At 61.4% G+C, this 17,569-nt stretch carries 17 protein-coding genes; 5 read left to right on the forward strand and 12 right to left on the reverse strand.

The genetic code is table 11. The features are described from left to right. Positions 1-77: 77 nt before the first annotated feature. From grxD to PAF12_RS05870, 3 genes are read right to left on the reverse strand one after another with little or no spacing between them, the layout of a single operon-like run. On the reverse strand, positions 78-440 hold the full coding sequence (gene grxD, locus PAF12_RS05860; RefSeq protein WP_271109130.1) for a Grx4 family monothiol glutaredoxin: 363 nt from the start codon (positions 438-440) through the stop codon (positions 78-80). Positions 441-450: 10 nt separating this feature from the next. After that, on the reverse strand, positions 451-693 hold the full coding sequence (locus PAF12_RS05865; protein ID WP_271109131.1) for a BolA/IbaG family iron-sulfur metabolism protein: 243 nt from the start codon (positions 691-693) through the stop codon (positions 451-453). Then, the gene (locus PAF12_RS05870; RefSeq protein ID WP_271109133.1) at positions 660-2,246 is read right to left on the reverse strand and encodes a hypothetical protein; all 1,587 of its coding nucleotides are present in this window, start codon (positions 2,244-2,246) and stop codon (positions 660-662) included. The genes PAF12_RS05865 and PAF12_RS05870 overlap by 34 nt, the downstream gene beginning before the upstream one ends. 242 nt (positions 2,247-2,488) lie before the next feature. Here PAF12_RS05870 and PAF12_RS05875 point away from each other — a divergent pair, with 242 nt between their 5' ends. Beyond that, positions 2,489-3,043, forward strand: coding sequence for a thioredoxin family protein (locus PAF12_RS05875; protein WP_271109135.1), 555 nt, complete (start codon positions 2,489-2,491; stop codon positions 3,041-3,043). A 3-nt stretch (positions 3,044-3,046) separates the two neighbouring features. Here PAF12_RS05875 and PAF12_RS05880 read toward each other — a convergent pair whose 3' ends face one another. The 4 genes from PAF12_RS05880 to PAF12_RS05895 form a co-directional block, all read right to left on the reverse strand. Then, positions 3,047-3,391: an arsenate reductase family protein gene (locus PAF12_RS05880; RefSeq protein ID WP_271109137.1), complete on the reverse strand. Its 345-nt coding sequence runs from the start codon at positions 3,389-3,391 to the stop codon at positions 3,047-3,049. Between the two features lie 134 nt (positions 3,392-3,525). After that, positions 3,526-4,809 carry a DUF3422 family protein gene (locus PAF12_RS05885; RefSeq protein WP_271109138.1) on the reverse strand — a complete coding sequence of 428 codons (1,284 nt, stop codon included), beginning with the start codon at positions 4,807-4,809 and terminating at the stop codon, positions 3,526-3,528. 134 nt (positions 4,810-4,943) lie between these two features. Further along, positions 4,944-5,345, reverse strand: a complete 402-nt coding sequence (locus PAF12_RS05890; protein ID WP_271109140.1) for a carboxymuconolactone decarboxylase family protein — start codon at positions 5,343-5,345, stop codon at positions 4,944-4,946. Next, positions 5,296-5,700 carry a MerR family transcriptional regulator gene (locus PAF12_RS05895; RefSeq protein WP_271109141.1) on the reverse strand — a complete coding sequence of 135 codons (405 nt, stop codon included), beginning with the start codon at positions 5,698-5,700 and terminating at the stop codon, positions 5,296-5,298. Before PAF12_RS05895 ends, PAF12_RS05890 begins: the two co-directional genes overlap by 50 nt. A gap of 41 nt (positions 5,701-5,741) precedes the next feature. On the opposite strand from PAF12_RS05895, the gene PAF12_RS05900 reads away from it, so the two are divergent. Further along, positions 5,742-6,119, forward strand: a complete 378-nt coding sequence (locus tag PAF12_RS05900) for a hypothetical protein (protein WP_271109143.1) — start codon at positions 5,742-5,744, stop codon at positions 6,117-6,119. A 72-nt stretch (positions 6,120-6,191) separates the two neighbouring features. Here PAF12_RS05900 and PAF12_RS05905 read toward each other — a convergent pair whose 3' ends face one another. From PAF12_RS05905 to PAF12_RS05915, 3 genes are all read right to left on the reverse strand, one after another. Next, a complete protein-coding gene (locus tag PAF12_RS05905) occupies positions 6,192-7,685 on the reverse strand; it encodes an NAD(P)(+) transhydrogenase (Re/Si-specific) subunit beta (RefSeq protein ID WP_271109145.1) in 1,494 nt (497 codons plus the stop codon). Between the two features lie 13 nt (positions 7,686-7,698). Continuing rightward, positions 7,699-9,273 carry a Re/Si-specific NAD(P)(+) transhydrogenase subunit alpha gene (locus tag PAF12_RS05910; protein WP_271109147.1) on the reverse strand — a complete coding sequence of 525 codons (1,575 nt, stop codon included), beginning with the start codon at positions 9,271-9,273 and terminating at the stop codon, positions 7,699-7,701. Positions 9,274-9,477: 204 nt separating this feature from the next. Beyond that, on the reverse strand, positions 9,478-10,323 hold the full coding sequence (locus PAF12_RS05915; RefSeq protein ID WP_271109149.1) for a hypothetical protein: 846 nt from the start codon (positions 10,321-10,323) through the stop codon (positions 9,478-9,480). Positions 10,324-10,471: 148 nt separating this feature from the next. Between PAF12_RS05915 and pepN the strand changes: the two genes are divergently transcribed. Beyond that, positions 10,472-13,036, forward strand: a complete 2,565-nt coding sequence (gene pepN, locus PAF12_RS05920) for an aminopeptidase N (protein ID WP_271109151.1) — start codon at positions 10,472-10,474, stop codon at positions 13,034-13,036. A 59-nt stretch (positions 13,037-13,095) separates the two neighbouring features. After that, entirely contained in the window at positions 13,096-13,995 is a 900-nt protein-coding gene (locus tag PAF12_RS05925; protein ID WP_271109153.1) for a lysophospholipid acyltransferase family protein, read from the forward strand. Between the two features lie 66 nt (positions 13,996-14,061). Here PAF12_RS05925 and PAF12_RS05930 read toward each other — a convergent pair whose 3' ends face one another. Then, entirely contained in the window at positions 14,062-15,087 is a 1,026-nt protein-coding gene (locus PAF12_RS05930) for an invasion associated locus B family protein (protein WP_271109154.1), read from the reverse strand. 407 nt (positions 15,088-15,494) lie between these two features. On the opposite strand from PAF12_RS05930, the gene PAF12_RS05935 reads away from it, so the two are divergent. Then, positions 15,495-17,093: a helicase HerA-like domain-containing protein gene (locus PAF12_RS05935; RefSeq protein WP_271109155.1), complete on the forward strand. Its 1,599-nt coding sequence runs from the start codon at positions 15,495-15,497 to the stop codon at positions 17,091-17,093. On the opposite strand, the gene PAF12_RS05940 is transcribed toward PAF12_RS05935, so the two are convergent. Then, positions 17,053-17,427, reverse strand: coding sequence for a DUF6477 family protein (locus PAF12_RS05940; protein ID WP_271109156.1), 375 nt, complete (start codon positions 17,425-17,427; stop codon positions 17,053-17,055). The two genes, PAF12_RS05935 and PAF12_RS05940, sit on opposite strands and share 41 nt — an antisense overlap. Positions 17,428-17,569: the final 142 nt, after the last annotated feature.

Consider the following 17,569-nt stretch of genomic DNA (forward strand, 5'->3'; position numbering starts at 1 on the left):
GCGATTTTGGCGGGCGTCAAAAGGAAAGCCCCGCCGAAGGGCGGGGCTAATATACAATCCGGAAAGCAGCCTGCGTTTCAGGCATTCGCCTCACGAATCTTATCGGCGGCTTCCTTGTTGTAGGGGACCTCTTTCTGGTCGAAAAGCTGGTCCAGCTCGCCCGACAGCGTCATCTCCGTCACGATGTCACAACCGCCGATGAACTCCCCCTTGACGTAAAGCTGCGGGATGGTCGGCCAGTCGGAGTAATCCTTGATGCCCTGCCGGATGCCCTCATCGGCCAGCACATTCACGTCACGGTAAGCGACGCCCATATAGTTCAGAACACCCGCGACACGGCTGGAAAATCCGCATTGCGGCATTTCCTTGGTGCCTTTCATGAACAGCACCACGTCGTTTTCGTCGAGCGCTTCCTGGATCTGGGTACGAGCTTCAGTCATGTCAGTTTCCTCAGTCGGGGGCTTTGGTGGTCAGGGCGAGCGCGTGAAGCTGCCCGGACGGCCCGTCCATCTTGCCATCCAGCGCCGCATAAACGGCGCGTTGCTGCTGAACACGGTTCTTGCCGCGAAAAGATTCGTCGATCACTTCGGCCGCGAAATGGTTTCCGTCGCCGGCCATGTCGGTGATGTTGATCTGCGCATCCGGGAAGGCGGCGCGGATCAGGGCTTCGATTTCGTGGGCTTCCATGGCCATGCAGCTTTCCTTCCTCGTTCCCCGAAGATGTAGGGGAGCCGCCGCCGGGCCGCAAGGGCAGGTGTTTCTGCGGCGCGCTGATCCGGCGTCCATTGCCACCAGTGCTGGCTGAGCGGCGTGCTGCGATCAAAACCCCGCATGGCGTCCGGCGACAGCGTCCTGATCAGCGCCGAATTCGGGTCGGGCATGCGGATCATCTGTTCGTCAATGCCGGTGCGATTGCGGTGCCAGTTCTGCGCCAGTTCCGCCTGCGAAAATTTGCGCCCCACATATTTTTCGCGCGCCGCGTCTTCGCTGAGGGCGATGTAGTGGCGCAGATTATGCGCGACCGGCGACAGGCGCAGCGGGCCGGAGAGGTAATGCCCGCCACGATGCAGATTGCTCAGCCCCTCACCATTGCGCCAGATCCGCAAGAGGCGGAAAGGGGTAGGTTCGTAGAAATAGTAATGCCGCATGGTCGAGGTGTAGTCTGCGCCGGAATGGTCGGAACCATTCAGCGGCAAGAACACAAATTCATTCAATGTCAATGCGTTGAAATCATTACATTCGGCATCTTCGATAGCCGAAATCAGGGTGCCGCGGGGTTCCCGGTGCTCGATGATCTCATCCGCATCAATGTTCAGAACCCATCTGGGACCGTAGCGAGAAATCAGTTCAGATTTGTAGTTTAATTGATTGATAAGGGAGAATTCTCCATCAAATGAAAGCCGCTCGACCGCAGTGATGCCGCGACCGCACAGATCGCTTGCGATCTCATGCGAACCATCGCCGGATTCATTGTCGATATAGACCAGCTTAACATCTTCATCCTGCATCCGCGCCGCCAGCACAGGCAGGTAATCCGCCACATTGCGCCCGCACATGAACGCCATCAGCCTCGGCGCGCCAGGGTGCAGCGCGGGCAGGGCGGGCGGCAGTACATCAGGGCAGGGTATGCGCTGATCCCGGATCAGCGACCGCAATTCATCGGCATCCCTGACAAGTTCTTCAAGCGGCTCATAGGATATTGAAGAGACTTCATTTTCTTCGAAATTCTGAAACAGCTTTCCGACGTCTGTGGCGTTCGCCGCCATCCGAATTGCAGAGCAGCCATCCAAAGCTGCGTTCATCATCGCCCGACCCACATAAATCGCGTAAATCATGTTCTCAAAACGCGCGCGGTTAAGGCGGGGCCGAAAGCTGACATCCTGCGGGATCGGCAGGCTTCGCGTGCTGCCATCTGCCTGACCAGCCGAAATCCACGCCTCAGCCCGCAACGCGCGCAGCACGGGGCGCACCAGATCATCGGTGTCCAGCCGCACATAGCGCGCCTGAGGAAGCAGGAATTGCAATGCACCAAGCCGCCAGACCGAGGATGCGGGCAACAACACGATACGCCGGGCATCTTCCGCTGCGAGCGCGATCAGCTTCTCGCGCCGTTCCTTGATGTCATCGCAGCCAGCCAGCGGATTGACGACGATCTCTGCGCCGCTGTGACGCAGCGCTCGCGTCACCTCGGGGGTGAAAACGGGCATGGAGGGCGCGATGATGATGGTCAGCCGATAATCCGGCATGTGGGCTCCGAAAATGGATTTCAGATTTGGCGGGTCGGGCAGACCCGCTCGCAGGTTAATAAAAGATTAATAATCTGTATTATGTAACTATATCGCGATACAGAAACAGGCCGTATATGGACCGATACGGCTGATAACACGAGACAATATGCTCGGAAAGCCGAAACCCGCCCAACATATCGACCTCAGCAACCATATCGGTTTAGGATCGCCCCGACACCGCATAAATCAACGAGGTTCAGATGGCTGTTTCACCCCCCGTATGCGATTTTGGCGCGAAGATGCCGGAGTTTGAACTGCCGGACCCAAATGGCGCGCGTCACAAGCTGGAGGATCTGCGCGGCGGCAACGGCACGCTCGTGATGTTCATCTGCAATCACTGCCCCTATGTCCAGGCGATCATGGACCGTCTGGTCCGCGACGCGTCAGAGCTTCAGCGCGATCACGGGATCGGTGTCGTCGCGATTTCCGCCAATGATGTCGCGGATTATCCGCGGGACGCCCCGGAGCATATGAAGGCCGAGGCAGAGAAACACGGCTTCACCTTCCCGTATCTCTATGACGAAACCCAGGCGGTTGCGAAGGCTTACGGCGCCGAATGCACACCGGATTTCTTCGGCTACAACGCCAAGGGCGAATTGCAGTATCGCGGACGCCTCGACGCGTCAGGCCGCAATCCCGGTCCGGCGGATGCAAAGCGCGAATTATTCGAGGCGATGGTTCAGATTGCCGAGACCGGCGAAGGCCCGCGCGAACAGACCGCGTCAATGGGCTGTTCGATCAAGTGGAAAAGCTGAGGCTCAGACCTCGACGCCAAGCGCGCGTTTGACGTTCTTCGTCCAGCCGAGATAATACGCGCCATCCGCCTCGATCGCGGGCCGCTTCATCAAAGGCGGCTTCGCTGACAACATATCCTCCGGCGCGGCGGCGCGTTCTGCGTCGGACATGCCACGCCAGGTCAGGCTGGCCCGGTTCACCAGTTTTTCACCAAACGCTTCCAGCATTTCCGTCCATTCGGCCTTGCTGGGGGTGTTTTCCTTCACATCGTGAAACTCGATCTGCCAGCCCGCGGATTCGAGTTCGGCGCGGGCTTTCTGCACCGTCGAACAATAATCTAGGCCATACATTTTCAATGACTTGGACATCGATCTCAGACCAGCGGAACGAAGGGAATATTGCAGGCGGACAGCGCCAGAACGGCGGCGATGGCAAACGCGATTCTCATTGGAAAACTCCTGTGATTTTCCGGTTTATCGCCGCCCTGCCCGGTCAGGTCCAGTCACGATTGATGGATTGCCGCCTTCAGCCGGCGCAGCGCCAGCCAGACCAGACCGACCACGACCGGGGTCGCCAGCGCCATAAGCACCGGCTTGCTCAGCCCGACGACACCGGCCAGCGGCGCGGCCATGTAGCCGACCAGACCGACCGCGTAATAGCTGATCGCGACGACGGAAAGCCCTTCGACGGTATGTTGCAGGCGAAGCTGCAATTCCGCGCGCCGGTCCATACTTTCCAGCAATTGCTGGTTCTGCGCGCTCCGGTCGACCTCGACGCGCGTGCGCAGCAATTCGCCCGCCCTGCCCGTGCGTTCCAGCATCCGGTTCAGCCGCGCTTCTGTCGACCGGACGGTCCGCATCGCCGGGTCGTAGCGCCGGGTCATGAATTCTTCCAGCAATTGCCGGTCGTAATAGCGTTCTTCGCGCAAGGCCCGGACCCGATCGGTCACAATCGCCTCATATGCGCTCGTCGCGCCGAAGCGGAACGCGATCTGTGTCGCCAGCGATTCTAGCTGCGAGGCAACGGATAAGAGCTTGTGCAGCTTCGCCTCCGACGCGCCGCGATCCATTTCGTCGACCATTGCGGTCAGTTCCGGCTCAAGCTCGTTCAGCCGCGCGGTCAGCCGCCGCGCCCGGTCCAGCCCGAGCATCGACATGGCGCGATATGTCTCGATCTCGCAGAGCCGCTGGATGATCCGGCCGATACGGCTCATCCGGGTGCCGTCGCGCACAAACACGGCGAAGCGCATCCAGCCATCCGGGTCGATACGGAAATCCGATGCGACCACAGCGGAGTTATCCAGCACCCGGAACGCCGCAAGACTGTCGCGGCTGAACCATGCGGACAACGATTCGTCGATTTCGCGCTCATCCTCCGGCATCAGCTCGACCCGGATCATCGCCGCCGTGACCCGCCGACCGGGCGCCGCACTTTGCCAATCGGCAGAGAAGAACGCCCCGGCCGTCGGATCGAAAGCCTGCGGCGGCACGCCTTCGGCTATGGCGGTGTAGCTGACGAACTCCGTGTGGCTTTCCCAGATCAGCCGGTGACGGCCAAGCTGAGCCGAATAATGCCCGTCATCGGCAGAGGGTTTCGGCGCGCCATGCCGCTCCGTCAGGTCGGTCAGATGGGCGATGTCATGACCGCGATCACGCGCAGCCGCGTCGCCGACCTGTTTGAAGGCAAGATAGACCGCGTGACACGGCGCTGCCACACGCGGCGAGGGCCGCGCATGCAACTCGTTCACCAGTCTCGTACGCAGAAAATGATCAAGATTGCGGTCCATGCGCGGATGCTAACGCGCAGCTTCATCGGCGCAATAGGAAACCTGCCATTTTGGCATGCAGACGGCTGGTTTATTTGCGGTTTCCAGCCGTCTGGAGGTGGATATTTAGGCCAGGGTGAAAGACGGGACGCCGGTCAAGACGGTTCCTGAGCGGGCGCGATGCCGCGCTCGGCGAAGACCTCCAGGGCGGCGTTCAGCCCATTGATCGCCGCTGGCATGCCGCCATAGACGGACATCTGCCAGATGATCTCGGTGATTTCGCGTGGGGAAACCCCCGCGGCGAGGCTGTGTTCGATATTCACCCGCAATTGCGGGCCGCTCTGGCCACCCATAGCGGTCAGCGCGGCAACGGTGCAGAGCTGGCGGGTTTTCAGGTCCACCCCTTCGCGCGCATAGTGATGGCCATAGGCCCATTCGATCAGGCTGTCGGCCATTCCGGGGACGGTGCCGTCATATCTGGCGGCCAACGTATCGCGCAGTTCCGGGTTAAGCCTGGCGGCGACGTTGCGCCCCTGCTGAAGATGTATGTCGGTCATGGTCTCGTTCCATCTCTCGATAGGTTTCGATCTTGGCATCGAGGAAATCCAGTGATCCGGTGAGCATCGCGATCCGGTCGACGACCTGCTGGCGATGCGCCTCGATCATCTCCCGGCGCTCGGCCAGCGTGGCGTCACCCTGACGGCGCAGCGCCGCGTAGCGGATGCGGTCGGCCTGTTTCATGCCGGTGGCGTTCAGCCGGGCGAGGAACCCGACCCATTCCAGCATATCGGGCCCGTAATCGCGCCGCCCTGCCCCGTCACGGGCCGGGTGGTCGATCAGACCGATCTTTTCGTAGAAGCGCAGCGTGTCGATGCTGAGGCCCGTACGGCGGGCGAGTTCTCCGATCTTCATCCCCGAATCTCCTTGCCGACAGGGTTTGTAGGGGCTGGAGTGTGGTCCAGATCAAGCGGAAATCACAGGATAACATCACGAAAATATCTACAATTATTATTATTTTACAAAAACTTGCCTGGTTTAGATATTCGTGCAATTTTTTTTCGATTCAATCGGGATGGAAAGATATGACCTATCGAGATGTGTTACCAATCTGGTGGAGCATGTGTTGGCGCGGTTTTCTGGTCGGGACTATTCTCGGGACGATTGCCGGATTTTTCGCCGGTTTCGCTGCCGGATTGCTGGGATATCCTGAAGCCGGAGGTTTCTGGGGCGGTATTGCCGGAACGGTCGTCGGCATACCCGTCAGCATCTGGGCTACGAAGGTTGCAATCGACAAGCACGATTTACGCCCCGCCAAAGCTCGAAATCTTTAGTCTGGCATCAAAACATCAAGAAAAAAGCCCCGCCATTTCCGGCGGGGCTTTCCGTTTTCATTGACCGGAAGGTCAGTCGATCAGCGGCAGCAGCGCGTTGATCGAATCCTTGGCGTCGCCATAGAACATCCGCGTGTTCTCCTTGTAGAACAGCGGATTTTCGATGCCGGAATAGCCTGCGCCCTGCCCGCGTTTCGACACGAACACATCCTTGGCTTTCCAGACCTCTAGCACCGGCATCCCGGCAATCGGGCTGTTCGGATCGTCCTGTGCAGCCGGGTTCACGATGTCGTTCGAGCCGATGACGATGACCACGTCGGTCGAGGGGAAATCGTCGTTGATCTCCTCCATCTCCAGCACGATGTCGTAAGGCACCTTGGCCTCCGCCAGCAGCACGTTCATGTGACCGGGCAGACGTCCCGCGACCGGGTGGATGGCGAAGCGGACTTCCTTGCCCTGTGCGCGCAGCTTGCGGGTCAGTTCGCTGACCGCCTGCTGGGCCTGCGCCACGGCCATGCCGTAGCCCGGCACGATAATGACGCTGTCGGCATCGTTGAGCGCCTGCGCCACGCCGTCGGCGTCGATCGCCACCTGCTCGCCCTCGATCTCCTGCGCGGGTCCGGTCTCGCCGCCGAAGCCGCCAAGGATCACGCTGACGAAGTTCCGGTTCATCGCCTTACACATGATGTAGGACAGGATCGCACCGGAGGAGCCGACAAGCGCGCCGGTCACGATCAGCAGATCGTTCGACAGCGTGAAGCCGATGGCCGCCGCAGCCCAGCCGGAATAGCTGTTCAGCATCGAGACCACGACCGGCATATCCGCGCCGCCGATCCCCATGATGAGATGCCAGCCGATGAAGCAGGCGAGTAGCGCGATCAGCAGCAGCCAGAACATCGCCGGACCGATATCCCCGATATAGAGGATGCCGAGGACCAGCGAGATGATCGCTGCTGCCGCATTCAGCATATGCCCGCCGGGCAGTTTCTTCGGCTTGCCGCCGATCTTGCCCGCCAGCTTGCCGAACGCGACGATGGAGCCGGTGAAGGTCACGGCACCGATGAACACGCCGAGGAAGACCTCGATCTGAAGCATGTTCAGCTCTGCCGGGGTCTTGGTGGTCAGCACGGCGGCGAACCCGCGGAACATCTGCGACAGCGGGATAATCGCGGCACCGCTGTCGGTCACAACGCCGACCGCATCGGGCAGACCCGCTGCCTTGGCGCGCAGCACCCGGCTCAGCTCAAGCTGGGCGTTGAAGCCGACAAAGACAGCCGCCAGACCGACAAGGCTGTGCATCGCTGCGACAAGCTGCGGCATCTCCGTCATCTGCACGCGCTTGGCGATGACATAGCCGATCCCGCCGCCGATCGCGATCAGGATGACCGACAGCCACCAGTTACCCGCACCGGGGCCGAACAGCGTCGCCAGCACCGCCAGCGCCATGCCGACGATACCGTACCAGATCGCGCGCTTGGCGCTTTCCTGACCCGACAACCCCCCGAGCGAGAGGATGAACAGAATTGCCGCGACAACATAGGCGGCAGTGGTAAATCCGTAATCCATGCGTCCTCTCCCCTTACGATTTCTGGAACATCGCCAGCATGCGGCGGGTGACGAGGAAGCCACCGAAGATATTGATGCTCGCCATAAGCACGGCAAGCGCGGCAAGGATCACCACCAGCCAAGAGCCGGAGCCGATCTGCATCAGCGCGCCAAGGATGATGATCGAGGAAATTGCGTTCGTGATCGCCATCAGCGGCGTGTGCAGCGAATGCGCCACGTTCCAGATCACCCGGAAGCCCACGAAACAGGCCAGCACGAAGACGATGAAATGCGACATGAAGCTGGCAGGTGCCACCAGCCCGACCAGCAGGACCAGGATGGCACCGCCACCGAGAAGCTGGATCTGGCTTTTGGTTTCGGCCTTGAACGCGGCAACCTCTGCGGCGCGGCGCTCTTCCGGGGTCAGTTCCTTCTTCTTCTCCTTCGGCTTCTGCGCCGCAATCGCCGCAACCTTTGGTTTGGGCGGCGGATATGTGACCTCGCCCGCATGGGCCACGGTCGCGCCACGGATCACGTCGTCATCCATATCGTGATTGACGACACCGTCCTTATCCGGCGTCAGATCGGTCATGAAATGGCGGATATTGTTGCCGTAAAGCTCGGATGCCTGCGTGGCCATGCGCGACGGGAAATCGGTGTAGCCGATGATGACCACGCCGTTATCGCTGACGATCCGCTGATCCGCGACGGTCAACTCGCAGTTGCCGCCCTTTTCTGCCGCGAGATCGACGATGACGCTGCCGGTCTTCATCGCCTCGACCATGTCTTTCGTCCACAGCACCGGCGCGTCGCGGCCCGGAATCAGCGCCGTGGTGATGACGATGTCCATATCCGGCGCGAGTTCGCGGAATTTCTTGAGCTGCGCTTCGCGGAATTCCGGGCTGGAGGGCGCTGCATAGCCGCCCGTTGCCGCGCCGTCGGTCTGCTGTTCTTCGAAATCGAGATAGACGAATTCGGCGCCCATCGACTCGATCTGTTCGGCCACTTCCGGGCGTACGTCGAAGGCATAAACCTGCGCGCCAAGGCTGGTCGCGGCACCGATTGCCGCCAGACCGGCCACGCCCGCGCCGACCACCAGAATTTTCGCCGGCGGCACCTTTCCCGCTGCCGTCACCTGCCCGGTGAAGAAGCGCCCGAAATTGTTCGCCGCCTCGATCACGGCGCGATACCCGGCGATATTCGCCATCGAGGACAGCGCGTCCATCTTCTGCGCCCGGCTGATGCGCGGCACCATGTCCATGGCAATCGCCGTGATGCCCTGATCCTTGGCGAGGTTCAGCAGATCCTCGTTCTGGGCCGGCCAGAAATGCGAGATCAGCGTCTGACCCGAACGCATCCGCCGGATCTCATCCTCCTGCGGCGGGCGGACCTTGGCGACGAAATCGACCGTGTCGGTCAAGGCTTCCGCCGATGGATCTACCGTGACGCCCGCAGCCTGATAATCGGCATCGGAAAAACCTGCCTGCACGCCTGCCCCGGCTTCAATGTGAACCTCGTGACCAAGCTTCTGCAAGAAACCGGCAGAGTTCGGCGTGATCGCGACACGCGCCTCGCCGTCATGGGTTTCCTTTAAAGCGCCAATCTTCATCGCCGTCCCCCTTAGATATCGGTTGCGCAATCTGTAGCACCGCGCAAGAAAGTTTCACAAGCAAGTGAGGCTAAGTTATTTGCGTTAAATATCGCAGCCCATCCGCATACGTAACCCGCTATATGCAAAAACGCCGCCACACCTGCAGGTGCAGCGGCGCATTTCATCGTCACGGCGGAGGTTTTCCGCCGATCCGAACAACCATCAGTTGTTGGTTGCCGGAGCGTCCTCGACAACGATGGCGTTTGCGGCGTCATTAACAGCGTCGGTGACGGCATTCGCGGCATCGGTCGCAGCTTCCTCGACAGCGTCAGCGACATTCGCAGCAGCTTCGCTCGCAGCCTCGGTTGCGGCATCGGCTGCGTTGGCGGCAGCATCAGCGGCGTCGTTTGCGGTCTCGGTCGCAGCGTCAACCGCGTCAGAAACTGCGTCTGCGGTCGCATCGGCGGCATCATTGGCCGCAGCAGCGGCATCGTCGACAGCCTCATCGGCTGCGGTCGCGGCATCGTCAGCGGCTTCCTCGGTCGCGGCGGCAGCATCGTCGACCGCGTCTTCCGCAGCGGCAGCGGCGTCGTCAGCCGCTTCTTCGGTTGCCGCAGCAGCGTCGTCAGCAGCGGCCTCTTCCACGGCGGCTTCAGCATCGGCAGCAGCGTCTTCCGCAGCAGCTTCTGCATCGGCGGCGGCATCTTCCGCGGCTTCTTCGGTTGCGGCGGCGGCATCTTCTGCGGCCGCTTCGGCGTCGGCGGCAGCGTCCTCTGCAGCCGCTTCTTCAGCCGCTGCTTCCTCGGCCGCAGCCTCGGTTTCCGCAGCCGCTTCTTCCATATTCGCAGCCGCGTCGTCAGCCGCTTCCTCGGTCGCTTCCGCTGCCGGTTCTTCGGTCATCTCGGCTTCGTCATTGCCCATGAAGCGGGTCAGAACGAAATAGGCCAAGGCCAGCGCCAGCAGGATCCCGATGATCAGCGGCAGGGGCGAAGAACGCTTCTCAACCGGCTCAACATAGGTTTCGCGCACTTCCGTCTTGTTCGGATCGTTCGGATCGTAATTGGCCATCTAGGTCTCCTTAAAACGTATCGTTCTGTGCCACATGGCTGAACCGGGCGTTTCAGCGTCCCGGCTTGCGATGCGGCTATCCTGCGCTTAACTCAGGCACAACACACAAGTTCCCGCATTAGAAGCTTTTTTCCGAAAGTGAAAGAATATGAGCGATACCCGGCCAGTCCAGCAACCCACGCTGCTTTCAGATTACCGCCCGTATCCGTTTGTTATTAACCGGACACGGCTCGCCTTTACCCTCGATCCCTCTGCGACAAAGATTCGCAGCGATCTGGAGATGACCCGGCAGGGCGACGGCGATCTGGTGCTGGATATCGGCGCGGGCGTCGATCTGCGTCATGTGGCGATTGACGGACAGGAACTGGCCGATGACGCCTGGACCCGCACGGGCGAGACGCTGACCATCCCTGCCCCGGCGGGCAGTTTTACGCTGACGACGCAATCGGTGATCGATCCATCCGCCAATACCACCTGCGAGGGGCTGTATCTGTCGGGCGGCATGTTCTGCACCCAGTGCGAGGCGGAGGGGTTTCGCCACATCACCCCCTATCCCGACCGGCCCGATGTCATGGCCCCGTTCGAGGTAACTATCCATTCCGATCTGCCGGTGCTGCTGTCGAACGGCAATCCGGCCCGGCAGGAGGAAGGGCTGGCGGTCTGGACCGACCCGTGGCCGAAACCCGCCTATCTGTTCGCGCTGGTCGCGGGCGATCTGCGTGCTGTGTCGGACAGTTTCACCACCATGTCGGGCAACCATGTCGATCTGAATGTCTGGGTGCGTCCCGGCGACGAAGACCGGGCCGGTTTCGCGATGGAAAGCCTCATCAAGTCGATGAAATGGGATGAGGAGGTGTATGGCCGCGAATATGACCTCGAGGTGTTCAACATCGTCGCCGTCGACGATTTCAACATGGGCGCGATGGAAAATAAGGGGCTGAACATCTTCAACTCCAAGCTGGTCCTCGCCTCACCTGAAACCGCGACCGATGCCGATTACGAGCGGATCGAGAGCGTGATCGCGCATGAATATTTCCACAACTGGACCGGCAACCGCATCACCTGCCGCGACTGGTTCCAGCTTTGCCTGAAGGAAGGGCTGACCGTGTTCCGCGACCAGCAATTCACCACCGATCTGCGCAGCGCCGCCGTGAAGCGGATCGAGGATGTGCTGGCCCTGCGTGCGCGGCAGTTCCGCGAGGATCAGGGCCCGCTCGCCCATCCGGTCCGGCCCGAATCCTATGTGGAGATCAACAATTTCTACACCGCGACGGTCTACGAAAAAGGCGCCGAAGTCATCGGCATGTTGAAACGGCTGGTCGGTGATGACGGATATAAGAAGGCGCTGGACCTCTATTTCGAACGCCATGACGGCGACGCTGCCACCATCGAGGACTGGCTGAAGGTGTTCGAGGACGCGACCGGCCGCGATCTGGGTCAGTTCAAACGCTGGTACAGTGATGCAGGCACCCCGATCCTGAAGATGGAAGAAGACTGGGACGACGCCGGCAAGCTGACGCTGCGTTTCACTCAGATCACCCCGCCGACGCCCGGTCAGTCTGAAAAGCCCCCGCGCGTGATCCCGATTGCTGTCGGGTTGCTTTCGCCCAATGGCGATGAGGTCGTCCCGACGCAGATTCTGGAAATGACCGAATCCGCGCAGGAATTCAGCATCGACGGATTGTCGGCCCGGCCGGTCGTTTCGGCCCTGCGAGGCTTCTCCGCCCCGGTGATTCTCAGACGCGATCAGACCGCTGCCGAGCGGGCCTTCCTGCTGTCGCATGACACCGACCCCTTCGCCCGATGGGAGGCCGGACGGCAACTCGCGCGGGACACCCTGCTGGCAATGGTGAATGGCGCTGCTGCCGATCCCGAATATCTGGACGCGATTGGGCGACTTCTTGCCGATGCCGACGCCGATCCGGCGCTGCTCGCCCTGTGCCTGCGCCTGCCGTCGGAGGAGGAGATCGCCGTCGCCCTGTCGGAGGCCGGACAGACCCCCGACCCCGACGCAATCCACGCGGCGCGCGAGGCGCTGGCGGCGGAGATCGCCAGCCGTCACGAACGCGCGCTAAATTCAGCTTATCGCGAAAACGAGGTCCCCGGACCCTACCGCCCGGACGCGGAATCTGCGGGGAAACGCGCGCTGCGCCTTGCTGCGCTGGCCCTGCTGAACCGGATCGACAACGGCGCGCGCGCAGCCGAGCTTTACAGAAGCGCCGGAAACATGACAGAGCGCGCGGCGGCATTGTCTGCACTTATCGCTGCTCAAAAATATGAAAAAGAAGTTCTTGATTTTTTCACTGAATTCAGTCATATAAGGCTTGTTGTTGACAAGTGGTTCTCCTTGCAGACTATAGCCGCAAAGCCTGAAAGGGCAGTCGCGGTGGCCCATGGGCTCTCCCAACATCCGGACTTTGACTGGAAGAACCCGAACCGTTTCCGAGCGCTGATCGGCGGGTTGACCGCGAACCATGCGGGCTTCCACGCCAAAGACGGTTCAGGTTATGAATTTCTGGCCGACTGGCTGCTGAAAATGGATGAGGTAAATCCGCAGATCGCGGCCCGCATGTCGTCGGCCTTCGAAAGCTGGGCGCGCTATGACGGCGAGCGTCAGGCCCGCGCAAAGGCGGCGCTGGACCGTATACTTGCGGCACCCGGCCTGTCGAAAAACCTGCGCGAGATGGCCTCTCGCATCCGTAATGCCGCGTGACGGGCGCGGCGTCACAACACCCCTTGCGGGCGTAGGCGCGTGAGGGGATAATCTGCGTCATGACAGATCCGGCCGACAGTCCACGCGACGAGATGCAACGAAGGCTTGACCCGCTCATAGAAGAGCGGGCGCCTTGGGTCGCTTCCGGTCGCTGGCATCATCGCATGGCGCGACGGTTGCTGATGCAGATGCTGGGCTATCCGCGCACGCTCGATCTGGGGGCGGAGTTCCGCGACAGCCCGACCGAAGACATATTCGCCCATATGGAGCAGATGATTATCCGCGATCTGGAGGTCACCGGGCTGGAAAACATCCCGAAAGACGGCCCTGCCCTGATCGTGGCGAATCATCCGACGGGAATCGCTGACGGGATCGTGCTCTATTCGCTGATCGGGCGCGTGCGGCGCGATCTTTTCATTTACACCAATCAGGACATCCTGCGCGTCCTGCCGCAGCTCGACAATATGATCGTGCCGGTGGAATGGCGGATGGAAAAGCGCAGCCACGGCAAGACCCGCGCGACCATGCAGCAGACCCGCGCCTGGCTGGCGGAGGACCGGATCGGGCTGATCTTCCCTTCGGGCCGTCTGGCGAAGCGACGCGGGCTGACCTTGCAGGAACGGCCGTGGATGGCGTCAGCGGCGATGATCGCGCGCAAGATGGATGTGCCGGTGATCCCGCTGCGCATCCGGGCGCGCAATTCCATGCTGTTTTATCTGTTCGATGCGATACACCCGACTCTGCGCGACGTGACCCTGTTCCATGAAGTGCTGAACAAGGCCGGGCAGCAATATCAGGTCTCCATCGGCGCGCCGGTGACCGCGAAATCGCTGCCGCCGAAGAGCGAGGAAGCGATCGAGATGCTGCGTGACCTCGTTCTGTCGCTGCCCGAACCTGCGGATACCCGACCGGTATCGACCTCCCGTCTGGTCAAGCGGCGCATCATAAAACACGTCTGAGATACTGAAATATCATGAAAAAAGGGGCCGCTGAGGCCCCTTTCTTTTCTGATCCGTCGAGTCTGCTTATTCGGCAGGCGCGGCTTCGGCATCACCTGCGGGTGCGGCAGCCTGATTGCGCATCTCGGTCAGGGCGGTGTTCAGCGCCTCATAACCGGCAGTGAACCCGGCCAGCGACATTTCAAGGTTAAACACCTCTTCCCGCGGCGCGCCGTAGGGCAGCAGGCTGACCGTGGCGACATTGCCGCGTTTGAAGCGGTCAAGCTCGCTCTGCGTCAGACCGATGCGCGAGATACAACCGACCGGGGCGCAGAAGTTGAACGGATAACCGTTCCTCTCGCCCGAATCGATGCGCAGCGCCAGACCGCTGACCAGATCGGTTTCCAGCGGCGCCACGATGGTCGCACCGGCGACGGCCTGACCGCCATTCTCCAGCGGGATCAGCGTGACTTCGGCCACGGATGTGCCCTGCCCGTCGCGCAGAAGCTGGTACAGCTCGCAAGGATCGGCCCCGCTTTCGGTGCGGATGCAGCGCAGCGTCCAGGCATCATGGGTCGAGCGGACATAATAAGCGCCGATTTGCGGTTCCGCCGGGGCGGCGGCTTCTTCCGTGGCAGTTTCCTCGGTCGCCGCTGCATCAGGTGCCGCTTCTTCGGTCGTTGCGTCCTCGGTTGCCGGTGCCTCGGTCGCTGGCTCCTCGGTTGCTGCGGCCTCCTCGGCAGGCGCTTCCGTCGCTGAGGTGTCGGTCTTGGCCGCGTCCGCAGCCGGTGCCGCCGCTTCGGTGGCGTCAGCTTCTGCCGCGCTGTCATCGGTGGCAGCTTCGTCTTCGGACTGGCCAAGCGCCTCGCTGACGGCGTTCTGGGCATCCTGCGTCAGCTGATCGACCGTGCCCTGTGCCTCCTCGGTGGCGGCGTTCACGGCATCCTCTGCCGCCTGAACGGCGTCATCGGCCATTTGCTGAGCGTTCTCCGTCGCCTGATCCGCCATTTCCGTCGCAGAATCAGCCGCATCCTGCGCGGTCTGCGCCAGAATCGGGGACGCGCCGAGTGCGAGAATCACTGCGAGGGCGGTTGAGGTTTTAATCGGTGACATGCTGCCTCCATAAATAATTCATTGGCAGAGCGTTACCACCGGCCAGCGGAAATGTCAGCGTATAAGGGTAAATCGCGCTTCACGCTTCTGTCACGAAAAGCGTAATATATTGTTTTTAATATATAAATATTAAAAAAGGGCCGCGCTTGTGGCGACCCTTTCTCTCCCTGCCGGACTTGCCGGTCTTCATAATTGTGCTCACGCTAATGCGCACAATCGGAGCCGTCAACAGTCCTTTGACGTAAAAGGGCCGCGCCCGAAGGCGCGGCAGTCCAACAGGGAGGAACCTCAAGGATGGGACTAATCCACGCAAGGAACAAGGGCGCACTGGTACAAATGCGCGAAGTGGGTATTGTTTTGCCGAAGGAATGTTGCACGAAAGCAAGACCACGCAACGAGGGATTGGAATGAAAGCACTCGATCTGGACGCCGGCAGAATCTTCGTTGGCGGGGGTGGCGACGCCTATGGCGCGCCGCAATTTCTGCGGATGAAATATGCCAACCGCCACGGCATGATCGCCGGCGCGACCGGGACCGGCAAAACCGTGACCCTCCAGACGCTTGCCGAATCACTGTCGGAGGCCGGGGTGCCGGTGTTTCTGGCCGATGTGAAAGGCGATCTGTCGGGGCTCGCGAAATCCGGCTCGGCGGAGGCGAAGCTGCATGATGCCTTCACCAGCAGGGCGGAAAAGATCGGGCTGGATCTCGACTACCAGCAATATCCGGTCACGTTCTGGGATGTGTTCGGCGAAAAGGGCCATCCCGTACGCACCACCCCGGCGGAGATGGGGCCGCTGCTCCTGTCCCGCCTGCTGGATCTGACCGACGTGCAGGAAGGGGTACTCAACATTGCGTTCCGCGTCGCGGATGAGCAGGGTCTGGCGCTGCTCGACCTGAAGGATCTGCAATCCATGCTGGTCTGGGTCGGGCAGAACGCACCGGATCTGTCGCTGACCTATGGCAATGTCAGCACCGCCTCTGTCGGCGCAATCCAGCGATCCCTGCTGACGCTGGAGAATGAGGGCGGGGCATCGCTGTTCGGTGAACCGGCGCTAGCGCTATCCGACATCATGCGGCAGGGGGAGGACGGCAAGGGGATGATAAATATCCTTGCCGCCGACAAGCTGATGAACGCGCCCCGGCTCTATTCCACCTTCCTGCTCTGGCTGCTGTCGGAATTGTTCGAGCAATTGCCCGAGGTCGGCGATCCCGACAAGCCGGTCTGTGCCTTCTTCTTCGACGAGGCGCATCTGCTGTTCGACGACGCGCCACGCGTGCTGACCGACAAGGTCGAACAGGTCGCGCGGCTGATCCGGTCGAAAGGGGTCAGCGTCTGGTTCATCAGCCAGAACCCCGCCGATGTGCCGGAGGATATTCTGGGCCAGCTTGGCAACCGGGTCCAGCACGCGCTGCGCGCCTTCACCGCGAAGGACCAGAAGGCGCTGCGTCTGGCGGCGCAGAACTACCGCCCGAACCCGGCATTCGACACGGCGGACGCGATCACCGAGGTCGGCACCGGCGAGGCCGTGACATCGTTTCTGGAGGACAAGGGCGTCCCCGGCATCGTCCAGCGGACACTGATCCGCCCGCCCTTCTCCCAGCTTGGTCCGATCTCGGATGAAGAACGCGCGGACATCATGGCGGCCTCGCCCATGTCGGTGAAATACGACACCCCGCTCGACCGCGATTCCGCCCATGAGACACTGACCAAACGGGCCGAGGAAGCCGCCGCCGAGGCGCAGGAAACAGTTGAGGGGGTCGATGACGACGATCTGTGGGTGGTGCGGGGCAAGCCGGATGAAAAGCTGAACCGCGCGCGGCGCTATAACCCGAAGCTGACGATCCCCGCATCGGGCCGGAAAACCACAACCCGGCGCAGCAGCAGCGGATCGCGCGGCGATTCCGTGCTGGAGACCTTCGGCAAATCCATCGCCCGCGAATTGGGCCGCTCCGGCACACGAGAGATCATGCGCGGGGTGCTGGGCGGGATGTTCCGGGGCCGCTGATCCGGCGCGGGCGGGTGCGGGGGCGATCCGCATTCCGCCGCGCAAGCTGAAGCTCTGCCAGAAGCGCAATCAGCAGCGTGACATGGCGGTGCAGGTCGTATCGCGGTCGCTTCTCCAACCGGGCGCAATTCGCCTCCGCCTCTGCCGCGCGCAGGATGCGGATCGCGGCGGCGTTCGCCGGCACCGTCTCGCGCCGCAGCAGGCGCGGCAAATCGCGCTGCCTGCGCCATGCCGCCTGCCCCGCCCGCGCCGCCCTGACCAGACATGCGGGCCGGTAAAGCGGTGCCTCCGCCATCGCGGCGCGGAACATCTTCTGATTGCCAACAAAGCTCATCGCGTCATCTCCTTTTGCGAGTTCTGACGCGATTTTACCCGGCTTTCTTGGGTGTTGCGGAAACCGCCCGTGCAACGCCCGGAAGATCAGTAAAATTTTAGCTTTTGTTAGAAAAAATGCAGGCCTGCTTAACGCAAAAACC

Origin of the sequence: Paracoccus sp. SCSIO 75233 (assembly GCF_027912675.1) — a bacterium.
In the GTDB taxonomy this organism is placed as follows: Bacteria; Pseudomonadota; Alphaproteobacteria; order Rhodobacterales; family Rhodobacteraceae; genus Paracoccus.